This is a genomic window from Phytohabitans maris (assembly GCF_031085175.1).
Classification (GTDB): Bacteria; Actinomycetota; Actinomycetes; order Mycobacteriales; family Micromonosporaceae; genus Phytohabitans; species Phytohabitans maris.
In genome coordinates this window covers 28,631-52,031 of record NZ_JAVHUY010000054.1, presented here as the reverse complement: position 1 = coordinate 52,031, position 23,401 = coordinate 28,631, and the positions used below count along the sequence as shown (strand labels likewise).

Genomic DNA, 23,401 nt, shown 5'->3' with positions numbered 1-23,401 from the left:
GCCCGCAGTCCACTGTGTCCGCGGTGTTACGCGACGGTCAGCTGGCCGGTGGCGTACTGCCCGAGGGTCGTGCGATCCATGATGCAGCCGTGGAAGGTGGTGAACTCCGCCGGTTCGTGGCTGAGTGATCCCCAGGCCGCGCGGGCCGCCTCAGGGTCGAAGGTGGCCAGGAGCGTGGCCGCGTACGCCTTGCCGGCCGGCGAGCCGTTCGCCAGCAGCCAGGCCAGGTGCGGGCGGGCCTCGTCGGCCCCCTCGGGCAGCGTGGCCTCGACCGTCCGGTACGCCTCCGTGACCGGCAGCACCCGGGCGGCCAGCCCCACGCCGGCGAACGCGACGACCTCCGCGCTCGCCAGCTCCCGAACCGCCGCGGCGATGGATCCGGTCATACCCGATTGTTACCCGCCCTGGCCTGGGCGCACCCGTACTTCGCGATCAAGACCCGGCGCGCGCGGCCGAGACCGACAGCCCGTCCTTGGAGTCGGCCAGGTCCACCCGGACCGTGTCGCCGTCCCGGATCTCGCCGGCCAGCAGCGCCTTGGCGAGCCGGTCGCCGATCGCCGACTGCACCAGCCGGCGCAGCGGGCGGGCGCCGTAGATCGGGTCGTACCCGTGCTCGGCCAGCCACGTCCGCGCCGGGTCGGAGACCTCGACGGTCAGCCGCCGGTCGGTGAGCCGCTTGCGCAGGCGGTCGAGCTGGATGTCCACGATGGACGTCAGCTCCGGCCCGGTCAGCGAGTGGAAGACCACGATGTCGTCGAGCCGGTTGAGGAACTCGGGCTTGAAGTGCGAGCGCACCACCGACAGCACGGCCTCGCGCCGCTCGTCCTCCGAGAGCATCGGGTCGGCGATGACCGACGAGCCCAGGTTGGAGGTGAGCACGAGAATCGCGTTGCGGAAGTCGACGGTACGCCCCTGGCCGTCGGTGAGCCGCCCGTCGTCGAGCACCTGCAACAGCACGTCGAAGACGTCCGGGTGGGCCTTTTCCACCTCGTCCAGCAGCACCACCGAGTACGGCCGGCGGCGCACCGCCTCGGTCAGCTGGCCACCCTCCTCGTACCCGACGTAGCCGGGCGGGGCGCCCACGAGCCGGGCCACGGAGTGCTTCTCCGCGTACTCGCTCATGTCGATGCGCACCATGGCCCGCTCGTCGTCGAAGAGGAACTCGGCGAGCGCCTTGGCGAGCTCGGTCTTGCCCACACCGGTGGGGCCGAGGAAGAGGAACGAGCCGGTGGGGCGGTCCGGATCGGCGACGCCCGCCCGGGCCCGGCGTACGGCGTCGGAGACCGCGGCGACCGCCTCGGCCTGCCCGATCACCCGGGAGGCCAGCGACTGCTCCATGCGCAGCAGCTTGGCGGTCTCCCCCTCCATCAGGCGGCCGGCCGGGATGCCGGTCCAGGAGGCGACCACGGCGGCGATGTCGTCGGCGCCCACCTCCTCCTTGAGCATCGCGCCGTCGGCCTGGAGCACGGCCAGCTCCGCCTCGGCCCGGGCCAGCTCACCCTGGAGCTGGGGAATCCGCCCGTACCGCAGCTCGGCCGCCCGCTCCAGCTCGCTGTCGCGCTCGGCCCGGTCGGCCTCGCCGCCGAGCCGCTCCAGCTCCTCCTTGGCCGTGGAGATCTTGGTGATGTGCTCCTTTTCCAGGCGCCACCGCTCGGAGAGGGCGGTGAGCTGCTCGCGCTTGTCGGCGAGCTCTCGCCGCAGCCGCTCCAGCCGCTGGGCCGAGGCCTCGTCCGGCTCCTTGGCCAGCGCCATCTCCTCGATCTCCAGCCGGCGTACGGCCCGCTCGATCTCGTCCACCTCCACCGGCCGCGAGTCGATCTCCATGCGCAGCCGGGACGCGGACTCGTCCACCAGGTCGATCGCCTTGTCCGGCAGGAAGCGGTCGGTGATGTACCGGTCGGAGAGGGAGGCCGCGGCGACCAGGGCGGCGTCGGTGATGCGCACGCCGTGGTGCACCTCGTACCGCTCCTTGAGCCCGCGCAGGATGCCGATCGTGTCCTCGATCGTCGGCTCGCCGACCAGCACCGGCTGGAAGCGCCGCTCCAGCGCCGGGTCCTTCTCGATGTTCTCCCGGTACTCGTCCAGCGTGGTCGCGCCCACCATGCGCAGCTCACCGCGGGCGAGCATCGGCTTGAGCATGTTGCCGGCGTCCATCGAACCCTCGCCCTTGCCAGCCCCGACGACCGTGTGCAGCTCGTCGATGAACGTGATGACCTGGCCGTTCGAGTTCTTGATCTCTTCGAGCACCGACTTGAGCCGCTCCTCGAACTGGCCGCGGTACTGCGCGCCGGCCACCATCGCGCCCAGGTCGAGCGAGATCAGCCGCTTGTCGCGCAGCGACTCGGGCACGTCGCCGGCGACGATCCGCTGGGCCAGGCCCTCGACGATCGCGGTCTTGCCGACGCCGGGCTCGCCGATGAGCACGGGGTTGTTCTTGGTACGCCGGGAGAGCACCTGGATCACCCGGCGGATCTCGGAGTCGCGCCCGATGACCGGGTCGACCTTGCCGTCACGGGCCCGCGCGGTCAGGTCGACGCCGTACTTCTCCAGCGCCTGGTAGGTCTGCTCGGGGTCGGCGGTGGTCACCCGGCGGTCGCCGCCACGGACGCTCGGGAACGCGGCGACCAGGCTCTCCTCGGTCGCGCCGGCGGCCTTGAGGGTCTCGGCCACCGCGCCACCGACCCGGGCGAGGCCGGCGAGCAGGTGCTCGGTCGACGTGTACTCGTCGCCGAGGGGGCGGGCGATCTGCTCGGCCGCACCGATGGCGTTGACGAATTCGCGGGACAGGCTCGGCTCGGCGACGCTGGATCCCCGCGCGCTCGGCAGCGTCTCGACCGCGCGCGCGGCGGCCCGGCGGATGTCGGCGGGGTTGGCACCGACCGCACGCAGCAGGCCGCCGGCGGTGGACCCGCCGGTGTCGAGCAGGGAGAGCAGCAGGTGCCACGGCTCGACGGTGGCGTGCCCGCGCTGGTTGGCGATGGCGACCGCGCCGGTGATGACCTCGCGGCTCTTGGTGGTCAAACGTTCGGCGTTCAAGCTGGCTCCCCAGAGTTGAGCGTGGACCACTCAACTTTAGCGCGCTCCGCCGGCAACGGCCGCGCCCCACCCGGCACGGCGCGCGGAAGTCACCAGCGCCAGTGCCAGAACCGGTACTGGTGGCGCACGACGAGGTCGCCCATCCGCTGCCGCCCGGTCACCACGAAGTGCACGTCGCCGCCGTGCTCGCCGATCTGCTGGCGGATCTTGAGGCTGCCGGCCATCGTGTGCACCTCGCCGGCGTCGACCGTCGCGCCCAGCGGCAGTACGAGCACTGTGGTGCCGGCCAGCACGTCGAGGTGGATCTCGACCACCGGGTAGGTGATCACCGCGTCGGTGAAGTCGAGCTTTACGCTCCCCGCCGAGTTGCGCACGACGAGCCGGCGGGGCACGGTCCAGGCGCCCGAGCGGTTGAGGGTGGAGGCCATCGACTTCAGCTCGATGACGTCGCGCACCGGCGGCGCGGGAGGCTGGGGCAGGTCGGCCAGAAACGGCTCGACCTCGCCGAACGTGCGGGAGGCCAGCACCCCGGCGACCCGCTCCTCGAACTCGGCCAGCGTGATCCGGCCCTCCCCGACCGCGGCGTTGAGCTGTCGCACAACGCGCTCCCGGTCGGCATCGGACATGCGAAGCTCGCGACGCTGAGGGGAAAGCTCGCTCACAGCTGAAAGGTACCGTGTTCGACGTGCGAGTACGGGTAGAGCAGACCGCGCTGCCGGGCATCGGCGTGCGCCACGATCTGGTAACCGAGTCAGGCCGGCGGGTAGGCGTCGTGTCCCACCGGACGGGGCGTCGCGACCTCGTCCTCTACGACGATGACGATCCAGACTCCTGCATCGCCTCGATCCCGCTCAACGACGACGAGGCGGAGGCGCTGGCCGACGTTCTCGGTGCCTCGCTGATGCTCGGCCAGCTCTCCGGCCTGCGCCAGCAGGCGGCCGGCCTGCTCACCGAGCAGATCTCGATCCCAGCCGCCTCGCGCTTCGTCGGGCGGCGCCTGGGCGAGACCAAGGCCCGCACCCGCACGAGCGCGTCCATCGTCGCCGTGCTCCGCGACGGCCAGGTGATCGTCTCCCCCGGACCCGAGTTCGTCTTCCAGGCCGGTGACGTGGTCGTGGTCGTCGGCACCCGCCAGGGGCTCGACGGCGTCGGCCGGATCCTCGCCGACGGCGACCCGGACAGCTGACCGTATGCATGACACCACGGTCCTGCTCATCGAGCTCGGCGCCATCCTCTTCGGCCTCGGACTCCTCGGTCGGCTCAGCCGGCGGATCGGGCTCTCGCCCATCCCGCTCTACCTGCTCGCCGGCCTGGCGTTTGGCCACGGCGGCGTACTGCCCCTCTCGGCTAGCGAGGAGTTCATCGCGGTCGGCGCCGAGATCGGCGTCATCCTGCTGCTGGTGATGCTCGGGCTGGAGTACTCGGCCCGCGAGCTCATCGGCAACCTGCGCACCAACGCGCGCTCGGGGTTGCTGGACGGGCTGCTCAACGCCGTACCGGGCCTGGTGTTCGGCCTACTGCTGGGCTGGGGCTGGGTGGCCGCGCTGGTGCTGGCCGGCATCACCTGGGTCTCCTCGTCCGGCGTGATCGCCAAGGTGCTCGCCGACCTGGGCCGGCTGGGCAACCGGGAGACCCCGGTCATGCTCTCGATCCTGGTGATCGAAGACCTGGCCATGGCGCTCTACCTGCCGCTGCTCACCGCCGTGCTGGCCGGCACCGGCTTCATCGGCGGCGCCAAGGCCCTGTCGATCGCGGTCGGCACGGTCATCGTGGTGCTGATCGTCGCGCTCAGGTTCGGGCACGCGATCTCGGCGTTCATCTCGGCCCGCGACCCGGAGGCCCTCCTGCTGGGGGTACTCGGCCTCACCCTTCTCGTCGCCGGCCTCGCGGCGCAGTTGCAGGTCTCCGCTGCGGTGGGCGCGTTCCTCGTCGGCATCGCCCTCTCCGGGCCGGTCGCCCACCACGCCACCGAGCTGCTCTCTCCGCTGCGCGACCTCTTCGCCGCGGTGTTCTTCGTCTTCTTCGGGCTGGCGACCAGCCCGAGCGACATGCCGCCGGTGTTGCTGCCCGCGCTCGGCCTCGCCGCCGTCACCATGGGCACAAAGATCATCACTGGGTACGTCGCCGCGAAGCGGGCCGGCATCGCGCTGCCCGGTCGGGTCCGGGCCGGGCTGGGGCTGATGCCGCGCGGCGAGTTCTCGATCGTCATCGCCGGCCTGGCGGTGGCGACGCCCGGCATCGAACCCAAGCTGGCGCCGCTCGCGACGGCCTACGTTTTGATCACAGTCGTGACCGGACCGATGCTGGCGCGGCTGCCGGACTTCGCCTGGTTCAAGGGGATTATCCGGCGCACTCAGCGCTCAGTACGCCGTCCGGAGCCGTTACCGACGACGGACTGACAGGGACCCCCTACGTAACGGGTTGGCGAATGGCGCTTATCGCCTCTTCCGCAAATACCTCGCCACGCGTTACCGTTTCGCCGCAGAATCCTGGGGGTCGGGGCTCCAGGGCTGCGGAGGCATGCTCGCGAGGGGAGCGGCGGGTGACCTTACAGCAGTCTACGTTTCGGGGCTTCGCCAACGCTGTCGATCCCACGGCGGCTGAGCTGCGCGCCTGGGCCTACCAGCCCGACTCGGTGCCGCTGCAGACGATGCCGCAGGACTGGGACCTGCTCGTGTCCGGCGACCGCCTGATCGGCACCCTCTTCGACCTCGCGATGGACCGCTCGTGCCCGGCGCGCCGCTTCGCGCTGCACTGCCTGTACATCTACGCCGCCGACGGCATCCGCACCAGCTTCCGTGCCCACCCCAAGCGGCGCCTGCGCAAGCTGGTGGAGCAGGCCGAGGAGTACGGCGACGAGCTGATGGTCACCTGGGCGCACAACAGTCGCGTGCTGCTGGCCAAGCCCGACCTCTTCGACTACCACGACTGGTGCGAGGGCGGCCTGGTGCGCCAGTCCCGCCGCCTGGCCTGAGCCCGGCCAAGCACCCCTGACGACGGAGACGGGCGGGGACCCCCCGTGGATCCCCGCCCGCGCGCTGTCGCCAAATCGCGCCCGACAAACTCAGCGGTTCGAGTCGTCGTCCATCTTGTCGACGTAGTCAGACGCGGCGGACTGGCCCTTGTCGACCTGGCCGGCGAACTTGCCACCGGTCATCTCGTCGATCTTGTCGCCGGCCTTCTCCACGCCCTGCTTGACCCGGTCGCCGCCAATCTTGTCGACGGCCTGTTCAGCCTTGTCCTTGAAAGAATCGGCGATCCCCATTGACCCCTCCTCTGTCTTCCTTTTGGCCCGGAATGTGCCGTCCAGGCCAAAGGTCAGGTTAGTCGAGGGGTACCCACCTGCGCTGCGAAAACGCAGATCCGGGGGGAATCAGGAGGAGCGGCGGGGACGCCAGACGACAAGGGCGTTGGAGGTGCGGGTGGTCGGGACGAGGTCACCCCGCCGGGGGTACGCGCCGGCCTCGTACTCGGCCAGCCGCTGGTAGGCCTCACCCAGTGCCGCCTCCAGCTCGCTCACCCGCTCCTGGAGCTCGGCGACGAGCTGCTCCAGCCCGATGATGCGCTTGATGCCGGCGAGGTTGACGCCGTCTTCCTGGCTGAGCCGCTGCACCTCGCGCAGCAGCGCCACGTCGCGAGCGCTGTATCGCCGGCCGCCACCGGTCGCCCGGCCGGGCTGCACGAGCCCCAGCCGGTCGTACTGCCGGAGGGTCTGCGGATGCATGCCCGCCAGCCTCGCCGCCACCGAGATGATCAAGACCTTCGCGTCGGAGGCGGCTTCGACGGAAATCGTGAACTCCTCTTCCACCCCGGCTCACCTCCTCGTGTGGTCAACCATATCGACGCACCCGCGCGTCCAACTGTTCCCGCGAGGCGGGTGGGATCTCGCCGGCCAGCGTCTCCATCGCGTCGCGGGCCTTGTCGGTCAGGTCCTTGGGTACCTCGATCTCGACCGTGACCAGCAGGTCACCGACCTTGCCGTCGCGCCGGGCCACACCCTTGCCGCGGGCCCGGAGCGTGCGCCCGTTCGGGGTGCCCGGCGGGACCCGCAGCGTCACCGTGCCGTCCATCGTCGGCACCCGCAGGTCGGTGCCGAGGACCGCTTCCGGGATGGTGATCGGCACGGTGAGGGTGAGGTCGTCGCCGGCGCGGCCGAAGAGGTCGTCCCGGCGGACCTTGACCAGCACGTACAGGTCGCCGGAGGGCCCGCCACGCTCGCCCGGCTCGCCCCGCCCGGCCAGCCGGATGCGCTGGCCGTCGGCGACACCCGCCGGGAAGCGGACGTTGATGGTTCGGGTCTTGGTTACCCCGCCGGTGCCGTGGCACTCCGGGCACTTCTCGTCGACGATCGAGCCGACGCCCTGGCACTCGCGGCACGGCTCGGAAAAGCTGAACGACCCCTGGTTGCGGGTCACCAGGCCGGAGCCGAGGCAGACCGGGCAGGTGCGCGGCTCGGTGCCGGGCTTGGCGCCACTGCCGTGGCAGGTGTCGCAGACGCCCGGCGAGCGGAGCGACAGCGGGAGCGTGACGCCCCGGATGGCGTCGCCGAAGTCGAGCACGACCTCCGCCTCGACGTCGCGGCCGCGGACCGGGCCGCGGGTACGGGTCGCGCCGCCGGTGCCGCCCGAGAAGATCGAGCTGAAGAGGTCGGAGAACCCGGCGCCGCCGAACCGCCGGTCGCCGCCACCGGCGCCGGAGCCGGCGCCCTGGAAACCGCCGAAGATGTCGGACGGGTCGAACCCGCCACCGCGCGCGTTACGCCGGAACTGGCCCGACCCGAACAGCGCGCGCATCTCGTCGTACTCCTTGCGCTTGCGCTCGTCGGAGAGCACGGAGTATGCCTCGGAGACCGCCTTGAAGCGGTCTTCGGAGTTGGTGTTGCCGGGGTTGTGGTCGGGGTGCAGCTCGCGGGCGAGCTTGCGGTACGCCTTCTTGATCTCGTCGGAGGAGGCGGACTTCGGCACCCCCAGGACGGCGTAAAAGTCCTTCTCCAGCCAGTCCTTTGAACTCACTCGCTCCTCCGTCTTTGCTACCGATGAGGGAGTTGGTGCGGTCGCTCAGCGCGGCGCCGCACCAACTCCCTGATCAGCTGAGGGGTGTTATTCGGGGTCTGCTACCGCCACCAGGGCCGCCCGCAGGAGGCGGTCGCCCAGCAGGTAGCCGCGGCGCATGACCTCGACGCAGGTGGGCTCGGTGACCTCGGACGAGGTGCGGTGGGCCACCGCCTCGTGCCGAGTCGGGTCGAAGGGGTCGCCCTTTTCGCCGAACGCGGTCAGCCCGAACTTGCCCAGCGCCGCGACCAGCTGCTCGCTGACCGCGGCGAAGGGACCCACCAGGTCGCCGTGCTCACGGGCCCGGTCGAGGTCGTCGAGCACCGGCAGGAGCGCGCTGATCACCAGGCCGGTGGCCTGCTCCGCCTGTACACCCCGGTCGCGGTCGACCCGCTTGCGGTAGTTGGCGTACTCGGCGGTGACCCGCTGGAGGTCGCGCGTGCGCTCCTCCAGGTCGGCCCGCAGCGCCTCCAGCTCGGCGCCGAGCGGCCCGCCCGGCTCGGCCTTGTCCGCCGCCGGCTTGTCGGTGGCAGCCGCTGCCTCGTCCGGCTCCGGTGCCGCGTGGCTGGGCTTCCGCTCCTTCTTGGCGTTGTCGGTCGCCGCACTGTCCTTTGTGGCCTCGGCGGGCGCCTCGTCGGTCTGGTCCGACGCGGCGGTCTCGGCGTCCTTCGCCTTGCCGCCGGACGGATCTATCTTCCGCTTGTCACGGATGACGACCCGCTCGGCGGCCTGGCCATCGTCTCGTGCAGAGGTCACTTCTTGTCGTCCTCGTCAACGATCTCGGCGTCGACCACGTCGTCCTGCTTGGCGCCACCGGCACCGGCACCGGCCGCGCCCGCCGTACCGGCACCCGCGTCTGCACCGCCGCCGGGACCGGCCTGCTCGGCCTGCTGCGCGTAGAGGAGCGAGCCGGCCTGCTGCGAGACCGCGGCCAGCTTTTCGTGCGCCGACTTGATGTTTTCGATGTCGCTGCCACCCAGCGCGGCACGCAGGTCGCCGAGCGCCTCGTTGATCTGGTCCTTGGACTCGGCCGGCAGCTTGTCGCCGCTCTCCGCCAGGAACTTCTCGGTCTGCCACTGGAGCTGCTCGGCGAGGTTGCGGGTCTCCGCCTCTTCACGGCGCCGCTTGTCCTCGTCGGCGTGGTCCTGCGCGTCCCGCATCATGCGGTCGATGTCGTCCTTCGGCAGCGCCGAGCCGCCGGTGATCGTCATCGACTGCTCCTTGCCGGTGCCCAGGTCCTTGGCGTTGACGTGGACGATGCCGTTCGCGTCGATGTCGAACGTGACCTCGATCTGCGGCACGCCCCGCGGCGCCGGCGGCAGGCCGGTCAGCTCGAAGGTGCCGAGCTTCTTGTTGTACGCCGCGATCTCGCGCTCACCCTGGAACACCTGGATCAGCACCGAGGGCTGGTTGTCGTCGGCCGTGGTGAAGACCTCGGAGCGCTTGGTCGGGATCGTCGTGTTGCGCTCGATGAGCTTGGTGAAGATGCCGCCCTTGGTTTCGATGCCCAGGCTCAGCGGCGTCACGTCGAGCAGCAGGACGTCCTTGACCTCGCCCTTGAGCACGCCGGCCTGCAGCGCGGCACCGACGGCCACGACCTCGTCCGGGTTGACGCCCTTGTTGGGCTCCTTGCCGGTGAGCTGCTTGACCAGGTCGGAGACGGCCGGCATACGGGTCGAGCCGCCGACCAGGATCACGTGGTCGACGTCGGCCAGCTTTACACCGGCGTCCTTGATCGCCTGCTCGAACGGGCCCTTGCAGCGGTCGAGCAGGTCCTGCGTCATCCGCTGGAACTCGGCGCGGCTCAGGGTCACGTCGAGGTGCAGCGGCGCGGACGGGCTGCCGTCGGAGCCGGCCGGGCCAGCCGTGATGTACGGCAGGTTGATGCTCGTCGTGGTGGCCGCCGACAGCTCGATCTTGGCCTTTTCAGCGGCCTCCTTGAGCCGCTGCATGGCCATCTTGTCCTGCGACAGGTCGACGCCGTGCTGGCCGCGGAACGTCTTGACCAGGTGGTCGATGACCCGCTCGTCCCAGTCGTCGCCGCCCAGGTGGTTGTCACCGCTGGTGGACTTCACCTCGATGACGCCCTCGCCGAGCTCCAGCAGCGACACGTCGAAGGTGCCACCACCGAGGTCGAAGACCAGGACCGTCTGCTCCTTGGTGCCCTTGTCCAGCCCGTACGCCAGAGCGGCCGCGGTGGGCTCGTTGACGATCCGCAGGACGTTGAAGCCCGCGATCTCGCCAGCCTCCTTGGTGGCGGTGCGCTGCGCGTCGTTGAAGTACGCCGGCACCGTGATCACCGCGTCGGTGATCCGCTCGCCCAGGTAGGACTCCGCGTCCCGCTTGAGCTTCATCAGCACCCGCGCGGAGATCTCCTGCGGGGTGTACTTTTTGCCGTCGATGTCGATGGTCCAGTTGGAGCCCATCTCCCGCTTGACCGAACGGATCGTCCGGTCCGGGTTGGTCACCGCCTGGCGCTTCGCGACCTCACCAACGAGCACCTCACCGTTACGGGCGAACGCGACGATCGACGGCGTGGTGCGCGATCCCTCGGCGTTCGCGATGACGGTGGGCTCGCCACCCTCGAGCACGCTTACGACGGAGTTCGTAGTGCCGAGGTCGATGCCGACCGCACGTGCCATGTTCGCTTCCCTCGCTTCTGACGTGAGTCTTTGTGTCAAGTTGAGTGGACCGGACTCAATAGTGCCACGGGCTCGGCCAGCGTCAAGTTAGAGGTTGAGCCAAGCACGCGCAACGTCGCCGCACCCCGAAGATCCTGATGAATCGGCCGGGCGATCCCCGGTCCGGCCAAAACCGGCAAAGGCGCGCGGAAGCCGCAGGGTTCCTGTTGTCTGCGATGCCTGGATCGGGCAGTCTTTACCCGTGACGTCGCACGGTGACATGCCGGCGGGCAGATCTGGCACGCCTACCGTGACCCCAAAGGCACCGCCGGACAGCCCGGAGCCGGGGCCTGACCAGGGCGCCGGCGCCACAGACGACGCTGAGCGCGAGACGCCACCGGAGCCTACGGCCACGCCGGACCGGGACGAGGAGAAAGCGGAGGGTAAGGTCACCCTTCAAGGCCCCAAAAACCAGGAAAACGGCACAAACCCCATCGTGAACGACGCTGAGCCCGCTGCCAAGGCTTCGACAGACTCCCCTCCCGACGCCAACCCGGACGAGGCGACCAGCACGGCGGCAGGGGAGCCCCCCACCGCAAGTGCCGACGACCCGCCCGCCAAGCCGGCCGATCCCGCGCCACCCACTGAGTCCAAGCCGCCCGCCGCGTCGACCGCTGAGCCCAAGGCGGCCGCCGGGCCGACCGCCGAGCCCAAGCCGAGCACCGCGCCGCCCGCAGAGCCCAAGGCGGCCGCCGAGCCGGCACCGGCCGTGCCGACCGCGAAATCCAAGGCGGCCGAGGGCACAGCCGAGCCGGCCGTGGCTGCCGCCGGGCCTGCCATCGCGACCACGGGCGAGCCTTCTGGCGCGCCTGGGGAGGCCCCGGAGACCGCCGCGGAGGGCGACGAGGCGACGACGGCCGGACCGCGCGCCGACGAGGGCAAGGCGACCGCTGAGCCTGACGAGGCAGGTGAGAAAGCGACGGCCACCCAGGCGCCCGCCGGAGCGACTCCCGCCCAGGCTCCCCCCGGAGCGATCTCCGCTCAGCAGCCCGGCGAAACGACCACTGCCGAGACGACCGCCGCCCCCGAGAAAGCCGGCGCCACCGAGAAGACCGGCGCTATCGAGAAGGCCGCCCAGACGCTCGGCGCAGCCGAGACCGCTGCCACCACGAAGAAAGCCGGCGCCGCTAAGACGCCCAGCGAGACGACCGCCGCCGAGACGGGCCCTGACGCTGAGACGGATCCTGCGGTCGAGACGGCCGGCACCGCCGAGACAGCCGCCACCGCTGAGAAGGCCGGCGCCGCGGAGAAGGCCGGCCAGACGCTCGGCGCAGCCGAGACCGCTGCCGCCACGGAGAAGGCCGGCGCCGCTGAGACGCAGGGCGGCGAAGCAACCCCTGCGGCGTCCGCTGCTGGGGCTGGGGCCGGCGCGGCCGAGGGCGGTCCGCTGGTGGCCAAGGATCCGGCGCCGACGCTCACCGCGTTCGCGGCGTTCGCGGCCAAGACCCAGCCGGCGAGCGAGCCCGCTCACAAGATCCAGCCAGCCAGGCCGGCGCCGGCAGCGCACGCGTCGCCAAGCCCGCGAGCGGACCAGGCCGACGACACCGGTGCCGAGGTGGCCGAGGCGCTGCGCCGGCTCCGGGCGGCGATCGCCGGCTCGGCGTACCCGCTGGCTCTTGCCTCCGCGGAGGATGCCCGCCGGCTCAGCGCGGCCCTTCTCGCGCAGCTGGACGACTATCTGCTCCCCCGCCTCGCGCGGCTCGACGCGCCGCTGCTGGTCGTGGTCGGCGGCTCCACCGGAGCCGGCAAGTCCACATTGGTCAACAGCTTCGTGCGGGCGCCGGTGAGCCCGGCCGGTGTGCTGCGCCCCACCACGCGCACACCCGTGCTCGTCTGCAACCCGGCCGACAGCCAGTGGTTCCGCCGCGGCGACCTGCTGCCCGGGCTGACCCGCACCGTCGAGGCGACCGCCGACCCCAACTCGCTCCAGATTGTCGCCGCGCCCGCGCTCCCGCCCGGGCTGGCCTTCATCGACGCGCCCGACATCGACTCCGTCGTGGACGCCAACCGGGCCCTCGCCGCGCAACTGCTCGCCGCCGCCGACCTCTGGCTCTTCCTCACGACCGCGGCCCGGTACGCGGACGCGGTGCCGTGGGAGCTGCTGCAGACCGCGCGCTTCCGGGGCACGGTGACGGCGCTGGTGCTCGACCGCGTACCGCCCGAGGCGGCCGAGGAGGTCACCGCCCACCTGCTGGAGATGCTCTCCATCCACGGCCTGCACGCCGCCCCGCTCTTCGTACTGCCGGAGACCGATGTGGACCGTCAGGGGCTGCTGCCGGAGCGGGTCACGGCGCCGCTGCGCGAGTGGTTCGAGCGGATCGCGACCGATGCGGCCACCCGCGCCGCGGTGGTACGGCAGACGCTCGACGGGGCGCTCGCCGCGCTCGTGCCGGCGGTGGAGGAGCTCGCGGTGGCCGCCGACGAGCAGGTGACCACGGCGGACACGCTCGACGACCGGGTGCGGGCCGCGTACCGGACCGGCCGCCGCACGATCTCGCAGGGCGTACAGGACGGGCGGCTGCTCCGCGGTGAGGTGCTCGCGCGCTGGCAGGAGTTCATCGGCACCGGGGAGTTCCTGCGCACGCTGGAGGCGCGGGTCGGGCGGCTGCGCGACCGGGTCGTCGCCGCGCTGACCGGCCGCCCCCAGCCGGGACGCGAGCTGAAGTCGGCGATCGAGACCAACCTGGTGACGCTGATCCGGGGTGCGGCGGCGGACGCGGCCGAGTCGGCGTACACGGCGTGGCAGGCGCACCCGGCCGGTGCCGCCCTGCTGGAGCCGCCGCTCGGCCGCCCCAGCCAGGACCTGCCGCAGCGGGCCGAGCGGCTGGTCCGCGACTGGCAGCGCGGCGTGCTGGAGCTGATCCGCAAGGAGGCGGGGCACAAGCGGACGACCGCCCGCGGCGCCGCGTACGCGGTGAACGCCACCGGGCTTCTCGTCATGGTCGGGGTGTTCGCCTCGACGGCGTTCATCCCCACGGGTGCGGAGGTGGCGGTGGCCGGCGGCACCACGGTCGCGGCGCAGAAGGTGCTCGAAGCGATCTTCGGTGACCAGGCCATCCGCGCCCTGGCGACGAAGGCCCGCGAAGACCTGATCTCGCGTACCAACGCCCTGCTCGACGCCGAGGCCGGGCGGTACGCCGACCGCCTCATCGCCGCCGGGATCAGCGCCGACCCGGGCAAGGACCTGCGCGACGCCGCCGCCCTGGTGGAGTACACGCGGGCGAAAGCCGAGCTGACCAGCGGCGCCGGCCTGACCCTGCCGGGGGTGGAAGCGTGAGTCTGTTGAGTAGGTTGCGCGGCGAGGAGCGGATCGACGCCGACCAGCTCGCCGGGCGGGTCGAGGCGATCGACCGGTTCGTCCGCGCGGTCGGCGGCCACCTGCCGGAGCAGCGGCTGATCGCGGCACACACCGCGGTCGAGCGGGCCGGCACCCGCCTGGCGCTCTCCCGCGACCACACGGTCGTGGCGCTGGCCGGCGCGACCGGCAGCGGCAAGTCCAGCCTCTTCAACGGGCTCGCCCGCCTCGACCTGTCGCCGGTGGGCGTACGCCGCCCGACGACCGGCATGGCGCACGCCTGCGTCTGGGGCAACCTGCAGGGCGCCAACCGGCTGCTCGACTGGGTGGGCGTGCTGCCCCGGCACCGGTTCATCCGGGAGAGCGCGCTCGACGCCGACGACGAGGCCGCGCTGCGCGGGCTGGTGCTGCTCGACCTGCCCGACTTCGACTCGGTCGAGCGCTCGCACCGGCTGGAGGTGGACCGCCTGCTCGGCCTGGTCGACCTGGTCGTGTGGGTGGTCGACCCGCAGAAGTACGCGGACCGCGTGGTGCACACGCGCTACCTCCAGGCCTTTCGCAACCACAAGGACGTCACGGTCGTGGTGCTCAACCAGGCCGACCGCCTGCCCCGCGACGAGGTCGACCGGGTCCTCGACGACCTGCGCAAGCTGCTCGACGCCGACGACCTCGAGGGCGTGCCGCTGCTGGCCACCACGGCGCTGCACCAGCCGGCGATGGCCGAGCTGCGCGGCCTGCTCGAACGCACCGTCGCCGAGCGCCAGGCCTCGCTACGCCGCCTCGCCGGCGACGTCGACACCGTGGTCGACCAGCTCTCCGACCTGGTCGGACCGGCCGTGGCCGAAGACGAGGTCGACCGCGAGACCGTACGCGAGCTGACCGACGCGCTGTCGGTGGCCGCGGGCGTACCGACGGTGGCCGAGGCGACCGAGCGCGCCTACCAGCACCGGGCCGCGAAGGCCACCGGCTGGCCGATCGTGCGCGGCTGGCGGCGGCTGCGCACCGACCCGCTGCGCCGGCTGCACTTGCCGGAAGGACCGGTCGAGCCGGGTACCCCGGTCGGCGCCACCTCCGTCCCGGACCCGGACTCCGCCCAGCGGGCGGCGGTCGGCCTCGCCGTCCGCTCGGTCGCCGACCGCGCCGCGAAGCCCCTGCCCGCACCCTGGGCGGCCGCGGTCAACACGGCGGCCCGCTCGCGCCTGCGCGACGTACCCGACGCGCTGGACAAGGCGGTGGCCAGCACCAACCTGCACATGGACCACAGCCCGACCTGGTGGCGCGCGGTCGGCTGGCTGCAGTGGCTGGTCACGCTCACCGCGCTGGGCGGGCTGCTCTGGCTGGTCCTCGGGTACGCCCTGCGCGTGCTCGGCCTCCCGCCGCTGGACTACCCCGAGGTCGGCGTGGTCCCGCTGCCCACCGCGATGCTGATCGGCGGCCTCCTGGCCGGGCTGCTGCTCGGCCTGCTCGTGCGCCCGCTCATCCGCCAGGCGTCCCGCCGGGCCCGCCGGCGCGCGGAAAACCGGCTCCGGGCGGCGGTCACCGGCGTGGCCCGCGAGCACGTCGTCGCGCCGGTGCGGACGGTCCTGCACTCGTACGCCGAGGCGCGGGAGGCGCTCCAGTCCGCCCGGTCATGACGACCCTCCTCGTCCGCGGTGGGCTCGTGCTGCTCGGCGTGCTCCACCTCTCGTGGGGCGTGCCGGCGACGCTGGCGCCGCGGTGGTTCTTCGACACGTTCCCCGGGCTCGGGCACGCCTGGACGGCCGCCTATCCGCCCTACAACGCCCATCTCGTGACGGATCTCGGTGCCACGTTCACCACGTTGGGCGTACTCCTGCTGTTGGCGGCCTGGCTCGCGGACCGCAAGGTGACCGCGGTGGTCCTCTGCGGGGTGCTCGTCTTCTCCTCCCTTCACCTGGCCTTTCACCTGCGCGACCACGGCTCGCTGGCGGGCGCGGACCTGGTGGCGTCGCTCGCGGCGCTGATGATGGGCGTGGTTGTCCCGGCCACGCTTTTGGTACTGGATCGGCGAAAGCGGGCGTAGGGTCTGGCACATGGCCACGCCACAGACCCCATACGAGGCGGTGCTCCGTGCCGCGCGGGACGTGACCAAGCTGGACTGCGCGCTCGACGCCGAGATGCTCGGGACGGCCCTGCTAGGGAGCGTCTACGCCGTCGCCGAAGACGACCGCGCGGACGCGGTGCGCGACTTCGTGAGCGCGTTCCTGGCGGCCACGTCGCGCCGCCGCGCCGCCGCCGCGACCACCATCCGGGAGATCTTCGCGACGCTGGTGCCCGAGGCGCCGGGCGCCGCCACCGTCAAGCGCGGGGCGCAGGCGCCGTCGTGGGCCGACCAGCTCGGCCGGGTACGCCTGACGGGCACCTACGCGTACGGGGACGTTTGGGGCGACCAGACCTCCTACCTGGCCACCTTCGCCTACGACGACCGCGACTCGGGCGGGCCCGAGCACGCCGTGGTGGCCCTGGTCGACCACAACATCGGCATCACCAAAGACGTCTTCGTGGGCGGGCCGGCCGAGCGGATCCTGGAACAGGTGCGCGAGATGTGCGCGGGCGACGAGCTGACCTGGTTTCGCGAGGAGGACCCGCGCCGGCTGCGCGGCGAGGTGGCCCGCCACCTGCGGATCACCGACGGCCTGACCAACCTGCCGGAGGAGGGCTCGCTCGCCACCGACCGGGCGCTGGCCGGCGCGCGGCTGGCGCTGCTGCCCGCGCCCGCGCTCACGGTGGTGCCGGCCGAGCCCGAGCCGCCCTCGTCCGACGAGCGCACCCGGCTGGTACGGCGGTTTCTCGACTCCTCGGAGGCGGCCCGCTTCGGCCTGACCCACGTCTCCGAGGCCGAGCTGCCGTCGCTGCACTTCTGCCTCAGCCTGATCTTCGACCACACCGACTCGTTTCCGGATCCCGACCCGATGCGCTGGAGCCCGGCGGTGGCCGGCCTCTTCCTGCTCGACTGGGTGCACCGGCGGGCGGTGCTCGACATGGACGACGCGGCGATGCTGCCCCGGGTGGTGCGGGCCTGGGCGGCGTACGCCAACCGCCAGCGGGGCCTCCCGTCGCCGGCCGCGGAGCGCACCGACGCGGCGGTGGAGGAGATGATCCCGGAGTTCGTCCGGCTCTACACGACCGGCGAGCGGCGCAGCCCCGCGACCGCGGCGGTGGCCCAGCTGATCGCGGACGGCATCGACCCGAGCGACCCGGCGGCCCTGGACGCCTGGATCGAGGCCAACCGCGACGACCTCAGCTGACGCAGAGCTCGTTGCCGTCCGGGTCGGCCAGCGTCACCCAGCTCATCGGGCCGGTGGAGGCCTCCCAGAGCCGCCGCGCGCCGAGCGCGGTCAGTCGCTCGATCACCTCGTCGCGGCGCTCGCCGACGTGCAGGTCGAGGTGGAGGCGGTTTTTGGCGGTCTTGGGCGTGGGCTCGTCCTGGAAGAGCATCCGGCCACCCCGGCCCGTGCCGGAGCGCTCGTCGTAGGGCCCGTCGGGGTCGCGGATCGCCGCGTACTTGCGCCACCGCAGCCGCCCGTCGACGGTCTCCACCTGGTCGTCGGTGGTCGCGCCCTGCTCCAGCAGCGACTTGATCAGGCCGGAGTGGTCTTCCACCAGGTAGCCGATCGCCTCGGCGTAGAACGCCGCCAGGCCGTGCGGATCGGCGGTCGAGAAGGTCACCTGGTAGTGAACGCTCATGGCCGCCCTCGCTCTGCCGCGGGCGGCCGTGCGGCTCCCAGCCGCCGGTGCCCGATGATTCGCTCGCTCATGGCCGGAAGCTAGCGCCCAGGTGTGACAGGCACTCTTCGAGGTCGGGCCAGCAGGTGGGCAGCCCGGTCGGCGGGATCACCGACGGGGTCGCCGACGGCGGCAGCGGCAGGTACGGCGGGGAGGGCAGCGGCGGCCGGGACAGGGTCGGTGGGCACGGCGACGGGGTCGGCGAGGGAGACGGTGAGACCGGGGGCGTGGTCGGCGGCGGTGTCGTCGGCCGTGGTGTCGTCGCCGGCGGCGGGGACGGCCTGGTCGGCTCGGGCTTCACCGGCGCGCTGGGCGGCCGCTGCGGCAGCGTCGTCGACTCGGTGGTGCGTGCCGGGCGGCGGACCTTTCGCACCTTGCGGGGCTCGCGGGTCTCGCGCTTGGGCGCCGTCGCGCGCAGCTGCTCGGCCACACCCAACGCGAGCGGCGCCTCGGCCGGCAGGGCGGAGGGCGGGGGCTGCGGTATGACGACCGGCCCCTCCGAGGGCGGTGCGATGAACGGCGTGGTGCCGCTCGCGTCGACCGAGTCGCCGACGTTCGCCGAGCCGGCGCTGATGCCCGCGATGATCGGCAGCGAGGACATGGTCGCCAGCATGGCCACGATCATCGTGTATCGCCGGGTGGGACCAGCCAGGCCGGCCGCTCGGTGCACCCCGGCGACCCGCCGATCCGCGATGTGCGTGCCACCCGTCCGCCGGTGGCGAACGAGCAGTGGCACCGGGCTATCCCCGGAGTGCGGCACGACCGAAGCTCCTTTGCGTCAAGGTCCTCACACAGGGTGGACCAAGGTGACACACAGCGCCACTACTGTAGAGCGTGTCAATGTGCCAACTTTCCGGCGTAATCCGGCCAATCTCCTCCCGCAGTTGACCTTGATCCGGTATTGCGGTTTTTGATCCACAAGTTCATAGACGAGCCGTCACCAGGCAGGCTGGGAGAAGACTGCCGCCGGTTCTGAGGTGGCTCTATAGAGAGCCTCCTCACCTCTGCGAATATGGACCCGACGGCACCGCCACCGTAATCTCCGCCCCAGCCGCGGTGATCACGAGACGGGCCGCCGCACCGCCGCGCGGCAACCCACACCCGGGCTAGGCGTGGCGACCGAGCCGCGCGGTCCGGGACACCCCCGGCAGCCGCACCGACGACAGGGAGAGACGGATGGCGAAGGGCGACCGCGGGGCTCCTGCCCGCGGCACGGAGGTTGCCGGCGAACCAGTGCCGGATTTCGTCCAGTTACTCACCCCGGATGGGGAGCGGATCGACAAGTCGGTCGGTGCCGACGGCGTCGAGTACACGGTCGACTTCACCGACGAGGAGTACCGGGGGCTCTACCGCGACCTGGTGGTGATCCGCCGCCTGGACACCGAGGCCACGGCCCTCCAGCGCCAGGGCGAGCTGGGCATCTGGGCCAGCCTGCTGGGGCAGGAGGCGGCGCAGGTGGGCTCCGGCCGGGCGCTGCGGCCACAGGACATGGCGTTCCCGACCTACCGCGAGCACGGCGTGCTCTACTGCCGCGGCATCGACCCGATCATGCCGCTCAGCCTCTTCCGCGGCGTCGACCTCGGCGCATGGGACCCGGCCGAGTTCAAGGTCAACATGTACACGATCGTGATCGGCGCGCAGACGCTCCACGCCACCGGGTACGCGATGGGCATCACCAAGGACGGCAAGGTCGGCGGCGACGACGGCGAGGCGGTGCTCTGCTACTTCGGCGACGGGGCCACCTCGCAGGGCGACGTCAACGAGGCGTTCATCTGGTCCAGCGTCTTCCACGCCCCGATCGTCTTCTTCTGCCAGAACAACCAGTACGCGATCTCCGAGCCGATCGAAAAGCAGACCCGCATCCCCCTGTACCGGCGGGCGGACGGCTTCGGCTTCCCCGGCCTGCGCGTCGACGGCAACGACGTGCTCGCCACGTACGCGGTGACCCGGGCGGCGCTCGACAACGCCCGGCACGGCCAGGGCCCGACGCTGATCGAGGCGTACACGTACCGGATGGGCGCGCACACCACCACCGACGACCCGACCCGCTACCGGGTGGCGAGCGAGGTCGAGGAGTGGCAGGCGAAGGACCCGATCGCCCGGGTACGAGCGTTCGTGGAAAAGCAGCAGATCGCCGGCGCGGACTTCTTCGCCGAGGTGGACGAGCAGGCCAAGCAGGAGGCATTGCACCTGCGTGAGCGGGTGCTCGCCATGCCCGACCCGCACCCGCTGACCCTCTTCGACCACGTGTACCCCAACGGCTCACCCGTGGTCGACGCGCAGCGGGAGCGGTTCGCCGAGTACCTGGACTCGTTCGAGGGGAGTGCGCACTGATGGCCGAAAAGCTCACCATTGGCAAGGCGCTCAACGCCGGTCTCCGCCGTGCCCTGGAGCACGACCCCAAGGTGCTCGTGATGGGCGAAGACGTGGGCAAGCTGGGTGGCGTCTTCCGGATCACCGACGGCCTGCAAAAGGACTTCGGCGAAGACCGGGTGATCGACACCCCGCTGGCCGAGTCGGGCATCATCGGCACCGCCATCGGCCTCGCGATCCGCGGCTACCGCCCAGTGTGCGAGATCCAGTTCGACGGCTTCGTCTACCCGGCGTACGACCAGATCGTCTCCCAGGTCGCCAAGATGCACTTCCGGTCCCAGGGCAAGGTCAAGGTGCCGATGGTGATCCGGATCCCGTTCGGCGGGGGCATCGGCGCGGTCGAGCACCACTCCGAGTCGCCCGAGGCGTACTTCGCGCACACCGCCGGCCTCAAGGTGGTGGCGTGCAGCTCGCCGCAGGACGCGTACACGATGATCCAGCAGGCCATCGCCTCCGACGACCCGATCGTGTTCCTGGAGCCCAAGCGGCGCTATCACGAAAAGGGCGAGGTCGACCTCGACGCCACGTACCCGCTGCACGCCTCGCGCCGCCTGCGGCCCGGCACCGATGCGACGGTCCTGGCGTACGGCCCGATGGTCCGCACCGCCCTCGACGCCGCGACCGCCGCCGAGCAGGACGGCCGTGACCTGGAGGTCTTCGACCTGCGCACGCTCTCGCCGCTCGACCTCGAGCCGGTGTACGAGTCGGTGCGCCGCACCGGCCGGTGCGTGGTCGTGCACGAGGCGCCCAGCAACGTGGGGCTCGGCGCCGAGATCGCCGCCCGGATCACCGAGCGGTGCTTCTACTCCCTGGAAGCTCCGGTGCTGCGGGTGACCGGCTTCGACACGCCGTACCCCGCCGCGCGGCTGGAAGAGGACTACCTGCCCGACCTCGACCGGGTGCTCGACGCCGTCGACCGCACGTTCGGCTGGTGAGCGGGATGTCGCGGATCAAGGAGTTCCCGCTGCCCGACCTCGCGGAAGGCCTGGTCGAGGGCGAGATCATCAAGTGGCTGGTCGCCGTGGGCGACACCATCGAGCTCAACCAGCCGATCGTCGAGGTCGAGACGGCGAAGGCCGCCGTCGAGATCCCGGCCAAGTGGGCCGGCAAGGTCCACGCCATCCACTTCGAAGAGGGTGCGACCGTCGAGGTGGGCACGCCGATCATCTCGATCGACACCGACCCCGACGCCGGCGAGCCGGCCGAGGCGGAGCGCACCCCGGTCCTGGTGGGTTACGGTCCGCGGACGGCCGCAGCGTCGCGTCGCCCCCGAAAGACCAATGGGAGTACGACGGCCGTGGCCCCGCCTCCTTCCCCGGTTGCTCCGCCTCCCCCTCCGCCGCCGGTCGCTCCTCCTGCCCCCGCTCCCGAGGTGCTGGCCAAGCCCAACGTGCTGGCCAAGCCCCCGGTGCGCAAGCTCGCCCGTGACCTCGGGGTGGACCTCGGGTCGCTGACCGGCACGGGCCCGGAGGGCTCGATCACGCGCGACGACGTCCAAGCCGCGGTGTCGGCACCGCCTTCGCCCGCCTTCGTCGGGCGGGAGCAGCGCATCCCGGTCAAGGGCGTGCGCAAGCTCACGGCGGAAAACATGGTCTCCTCGGCGTTCACGGCGCCGCACGTCACCGAGTTCCTGACGGTCGACATGACCCGGTCGGTCAAGGCGCTCGACCGGCTCCGGGCGCTGCCCGAGTGGCGGGAGGTACGCATCTCCCCGCTGCTCATAGTCGCCAAGGCGGTACTGGTGGCCATCGGTCGCCACCCGCTGATCAACTCGACCTGGGCGGGCGACGAGATCGTCGTCAAGCAGTACGTCAACCTCGGCATCGCCGCCGCCACCGACCGTGGCCTGATCGTTCCCAACATCAAGGACGCCGAGCGGCTCTCGCTGCGCGAGCTTGCCGACGCGATGACCGAGCTGGTGCAGACCGCCAAGTCGGGGCGTACCGCACCGGCCGACATGACGGGTGGCACCTTCACCATCACCAACGTCGGCATCTACGGCGTCGACACCGGTACGCCCATCCTGCCGCCGGGCGAGTCCGCGATCCTCGCGCTCGGCACGGTCAAGGAGGCGCCCTGGGTGCACAAGGGCAAGATCCGTGTGCGGCAGGTCACGACGCTCGGTTTGTCGTTCGACCACCGGATCATCGACGGCGAGCTGGGCTCGAAGTTCCTGCGTGACGTGGGTGCCTTCCTCACCGATCCGGAGGCAAGCCTCCTGGCTTGGACTTAGTTTGTTAGGCAGGTGGCCGACCTCACCTAATAATCGTTGGTCGCCCGCCCCTCTCCCGCGCTTCAATGAAGGGAGCAGCAGGGGGAGGGACAGTGCCATGAAGATGATCGACCGCTACCGCAGCCACCGGGAGGCCACGCGCCGCGCCCGCGCCATCGAGCGCGCGCTTCGCCAGGCCAGCTCGCCTGCCGTACGCGACGAGATCCGCATCATCGCGCAGCGCTACTACGGGTAGATTCACCGCTAAGATCTACGGCCCGTCCGGTTTCACCGGGCGGGTCGTTGGCATGTGTGCTGGCCGTTTTGGGCATTCACACGTCCTGAGACCGGGATTCCTCACGGCTGCGAGCGCCCGGTACGGTTGGCGGGGTCGCCGCCGGCGCACCACGCACCCGCCGTCATCGATCAACCACAGGTAGCAGCGGGTGTGTGTAAAGGGTCGGCGACGTGCACGGCCGGCTTCGCCGGACCTCCCGCGCGGAGGCGGCACGGCCGAGATGCGATGGAGGAGGCGCAACATGACGTCCGAGGGCCCGCAGCACCCCGGCCACGAGCCGGACGACGCTGCGCGGGGCGCCAGCGGACCCGCGCCCCAGGCGGCGCACGACAGTGAGTGGGGCACCCCGTCGTGGGGCGCACCGCCGCCGGGTGGTGCTGAGCCCGCTCCGCCCGCACCGGCTTTCCCCGCCGGCTGGTCCCCCCACCCCGGGGCCTACCCGCCCCCGCCGGCCGCATATCCCCCACCACCCGCGCCCGCTGGCCCGTCCGGCTCGGCCTCCGTGCCGCCGCCCGCTTCCAGCGGCTCGGCCTCCGTCCCGTCAAGCGGCGCCTTCGGGTCCGCTCGACCGCAGGGCGCCGCCTCAGTCCCGCCGGGCTTCGCCTCGGTGCCACACGGCTCGGCCTCGGCGCCGCAGGGGTCCGCTTCGGTGCCGCGTCCCGGCGCGGAGCCGGTCGGCCTGCCACCTGAGGCATGGGCACCGACGGGCTC

The 23,401-nt window shown here is 71.8% G+C and carries 21 protein-coding genes; 11 read left to right on the top strand and 10 right to left on the bottom strand.

Annotated elements, in window-relative coordinates:
* Positions 1-26 precede the first annotated feature (26 nt).
* The 3 genes from RB614_RS38100 to RB614_RS38090 all read right to left on the bottom strand — a co-directional run bounded on the left by RB614_RS38100 (position 27) and on the right by RB614_RS38090 (position 3,662).
* On the bottom strand, positions 27-386 hold the full coding sequence (locus tag RB614_RS38100) for a hypothetical protein (protein WP_308717570.1): 360 nt from the start codon (positions 384-386) through the stop codon (positions 27-29).
* Between the two features lie 46 nt (positions 387-432).
* Positions 433-3,036 (bottom strand): ATP-dependent chaperone ClpB, encoded by a 2,604-nt coding sequence (gene clpB, locus RB614_RS38095; RefSeq protein WP_308717569.1) that lies wholly within the window; start codon positions 3,034-3,036, stop codon positions 433-435.
* 89 nt (positions 3,037-3,125) lie between these two features.
* Entirely contained in the window at positions 3,126-3,662 is a 537-nt protein-coding gene (locus RB614_RS38090; protein ID WP_308717590.1) for a DUF1707 SHOCT-like domain-containing protein, read from the bottom strand.
* 59 nt (positions 3,663-3,721) lie between these two features.
* On the opposite strand from RB614_RS38090, the gene RB614_RS38085 reads away from it, so the two are divergent.
* The 3 genes from RB614_RS38085 (at position 3,722) to RB614_RS38075 (ending at position 6,010) form a co-directional block, all read left to right on the top strand.
* Positions 3,722-4,222 (top strand): cation:proton antiporter regulatory subunit, encoded by a 501-nt coding sequence (locus tag RB614_RS38085; RefSeq protein WP_308717568.1) that lies wholly within the window; start codon positions 3,722-3,724, stop codon positions 4,220-4,222.
* 4 nt (positions 4,223-4,226) lie between these two features.
* Entirely contained in the window at positions 4,227-5,435 is a 1,209-nt protein-coding gene (locus RB614_RS38080; protein WP_308717567.1) for a cation:proton antiporter, read from the top strand.
* Positions 5,436-5,578: 143 nt separating this feature from the next.
* Complete coding sequence (locus RB614_RS38075; protein ID WP_308717566.1) at positions 5,579-6,010, top strand: hypothetical protein; 432 nt, start codon at positions 5,579-5,581, stop codon at positions 6,008-6,010.
* A gap of 90 nt (positions 6,011-6,100) precedes the next feature.
* Here the strand turns inward: RB614_RS38075 and RB614_RS38070 are convergent, their stop codons facing one another.
* From RB614_RS38070 to dnaK, 5 genes are all read right to left on the bottom strand, one after another.
* On the bottom strand, positions 6,101-6,301 hold the full coding sequence (locus tag RB614_RS38070; RefSeq protein ID WP_308717565.1) for an antitoxin: 201 nt from the start codon (positions 6,299-6,301) through the stop codon (positions 6,101-6,103).
* A 108-nt stretch (positions 6,302-6,409) separates the two neighbouring features.
* Positions 6,410-6,844 (bottom strand): heat shock protein transcriptional repressor HspR, encoded by a 435-nt coding sequence (locus RB614_RS38065; protein ID WP_308717564.1) that lies wholly within the window; start codon positions 6,842-6,844, stop codon positions 6,410-6,412.
* 22 nt (positions 6,845-6,866) lie between these two features.
* Positions 6,867-8,048, bottom strand: a complete 1,182-nt coding sequence (gene dnaJ / locus RB614_RS38060) for a molecular chaperone DnaJ (RefSeq protein ID WP_308717563.1) — start codon at positions 8,046-8,048, stop codon at positions 6,867-6,869.
* A gap of 87 nt (positions 8,049-8,135) precedes the next feature.
* Complete coding sequence (grpE, locus tag RB614_RS38055) at positions 8,136-8,843, bottom strand: nucleotide exchange factor GrpE (RefSeq protein ID WP_308717562.1); 708 nt, start codon at positions 8,841-8,843, stop codon at positions 8,136-8,138.
* Entirely contained in the window at positions 8,840-10,729 is a 1,890-nt protein-coding gene (gene dnaK, locus RB614_RS38050) for a molecular chaperone DnaK (RefSeq protein WP_308717561.1), read from the bottom strand. Before dnaK ends, grpE begins: the two co-directional genes overlap by 4 nt.
* A 475-nt stretch (positions 10,730-11,204) precedes the next feature.
* On the opposite strand from dnaK, the gene RB614_RS38045 reads away from it, so the two are divergent.
* The 4 genes from RB614_RS38045 to RB614_RS38030 are packed head-to-tail and all read left to right on the top strand — an operon-like array spanning position 11,205 to position 17,329.
* Positions 11,205-14,045: a hypothetical protein gene (locus RB614_RS38045; protein WP_308717560.1), complete on the top strand. Its 2,841-nt coding sequence runs from the start codon at positions 11,205-11,207 to the stop codon at positions 14,043-14,045.
* A complete protein-coding gene (locus RB614_RS38040; protein WP_308717559.1) occupies positions 14,042-15,697 on the top strand; it encodes a GTPase in 1,656 nt (551 codons plus the stop codon). Before RB614_RS38045 ends, RB614_RS38040 begins: the two co-directional genes overlap by 4 nt.
* Positions 15,694-16,104, top strand: coding sequence for a hypothetical protein (locus RB614_RS38035; protein WP_308717558.1), 411 nt, complete (start codon positions 15,694-15,696; stop codon positions 16,102-16,104). The genes RB614_RS38040 and RB614_RS38035 overlap by 4 nt, the downstream gene beginning before the upstream one ends.
* A 10-nt stretch (positions 16,105-16,114) precedes the next feature.
* Positions 16,115-17,329 carry a hypothetical protein gene (locus RB614_RS38030; protein WP_308717557.1) on the top strand — a complete coding sequence of 405 codons (1,215 nt, stop codon included), beginning with the start codon at positions 16,115-16,117 and terminating at the stop codon, positions 17,327-17,329.
* Here RB614_RS38030 and RB614_RS38025 read toward each other — a convergent pair.
* Positions 17,322-17,768 carry a VOC family protein gene (locus RB614_RS38025; protein ID WP_308717556.1) on the bottom strand — a complete coding sequence of 149 codons (447 nt, stop codon included), beginning with the start codon at positions 17,766-17,768 and terminating at the stop codon, positions 17,322-17,324. The two genes, RB614_RS38030 and RB614_RS38025, sit on opposite strands and share 8 nt — an antisense overlap.
* A 67-nt stretch (positions 17,769-17,835) precedes the next feature.
* On the bottom strand, positions 17,836-18,543 hold the full coding sequence (locus RB614_RS38020) for a hypothetical protein (protein ID WP_308717555.1): 708 nt from the start codon (positions 18,541-18,543) through the stop codon (positions 17,836-17,838).
* 440 nt (positions 18,544-18,983) lie between these two features.
* Between RB614_RS38020 and pdhA the strand changes: the two genes are divergently transcribed.
* From pdhA to RB614_RS38000, 4 genes are all read left to right on the top strand, one after another.
* The gene (pdhA, locus tag RB614_RS38015) at positions 18,984-20,141 is read left to right on the top strand and encodes a pyruvate dehydrogenase (acetyl-transferring) E1 component subunit alpha (protein ID WP_308717554.1); all 1,158 of its coding nucleotides are present in this window, start codon (positions 18,984-18,986) and stop codon (positions 20,139-20,141) included.
* Positions 20,138-21,115, top strand: a complete 978-nt coding sequence (locus RB614_RS38010; RefSeq protein WP_308717589.1) for an alpha-ketoacid dehydrogenase subunit beta — start codon at positions 20,138-20,140, stop codon at positions 21,113-21,115. Before pdhA ends, RB614_RS38010 begins: the two co-directional genes overlap by 4 nt.
* A gap of 5 nt (positions 21,116-21,120) precedes the next feature.
* Positions 21,121-22,413 (top strand): dihydrolipoamide acetyltransferase family protein, encoded by a 1,293-nt coding sequence (locus RB614_RS38005; RefSeq protein WP_308717588.1) that lies wholly within the window; start codon positions 21,121-21,123, stop codon positions 22,411-22,413.
* A gap of 97 nt (positions 22,414-22,510) precedes the next feature.
* A complete protein-coding gene (locus RB614_RS38000; RefSeq protein WP_308717553.1) occupies positions 22,511-22,648 on the top strand; it encodes a hypothetical protein in 138 nt (45 codons plus the stop codon).
* Positions 22,649-23,401: the final 753 nt, after the last annotated feature.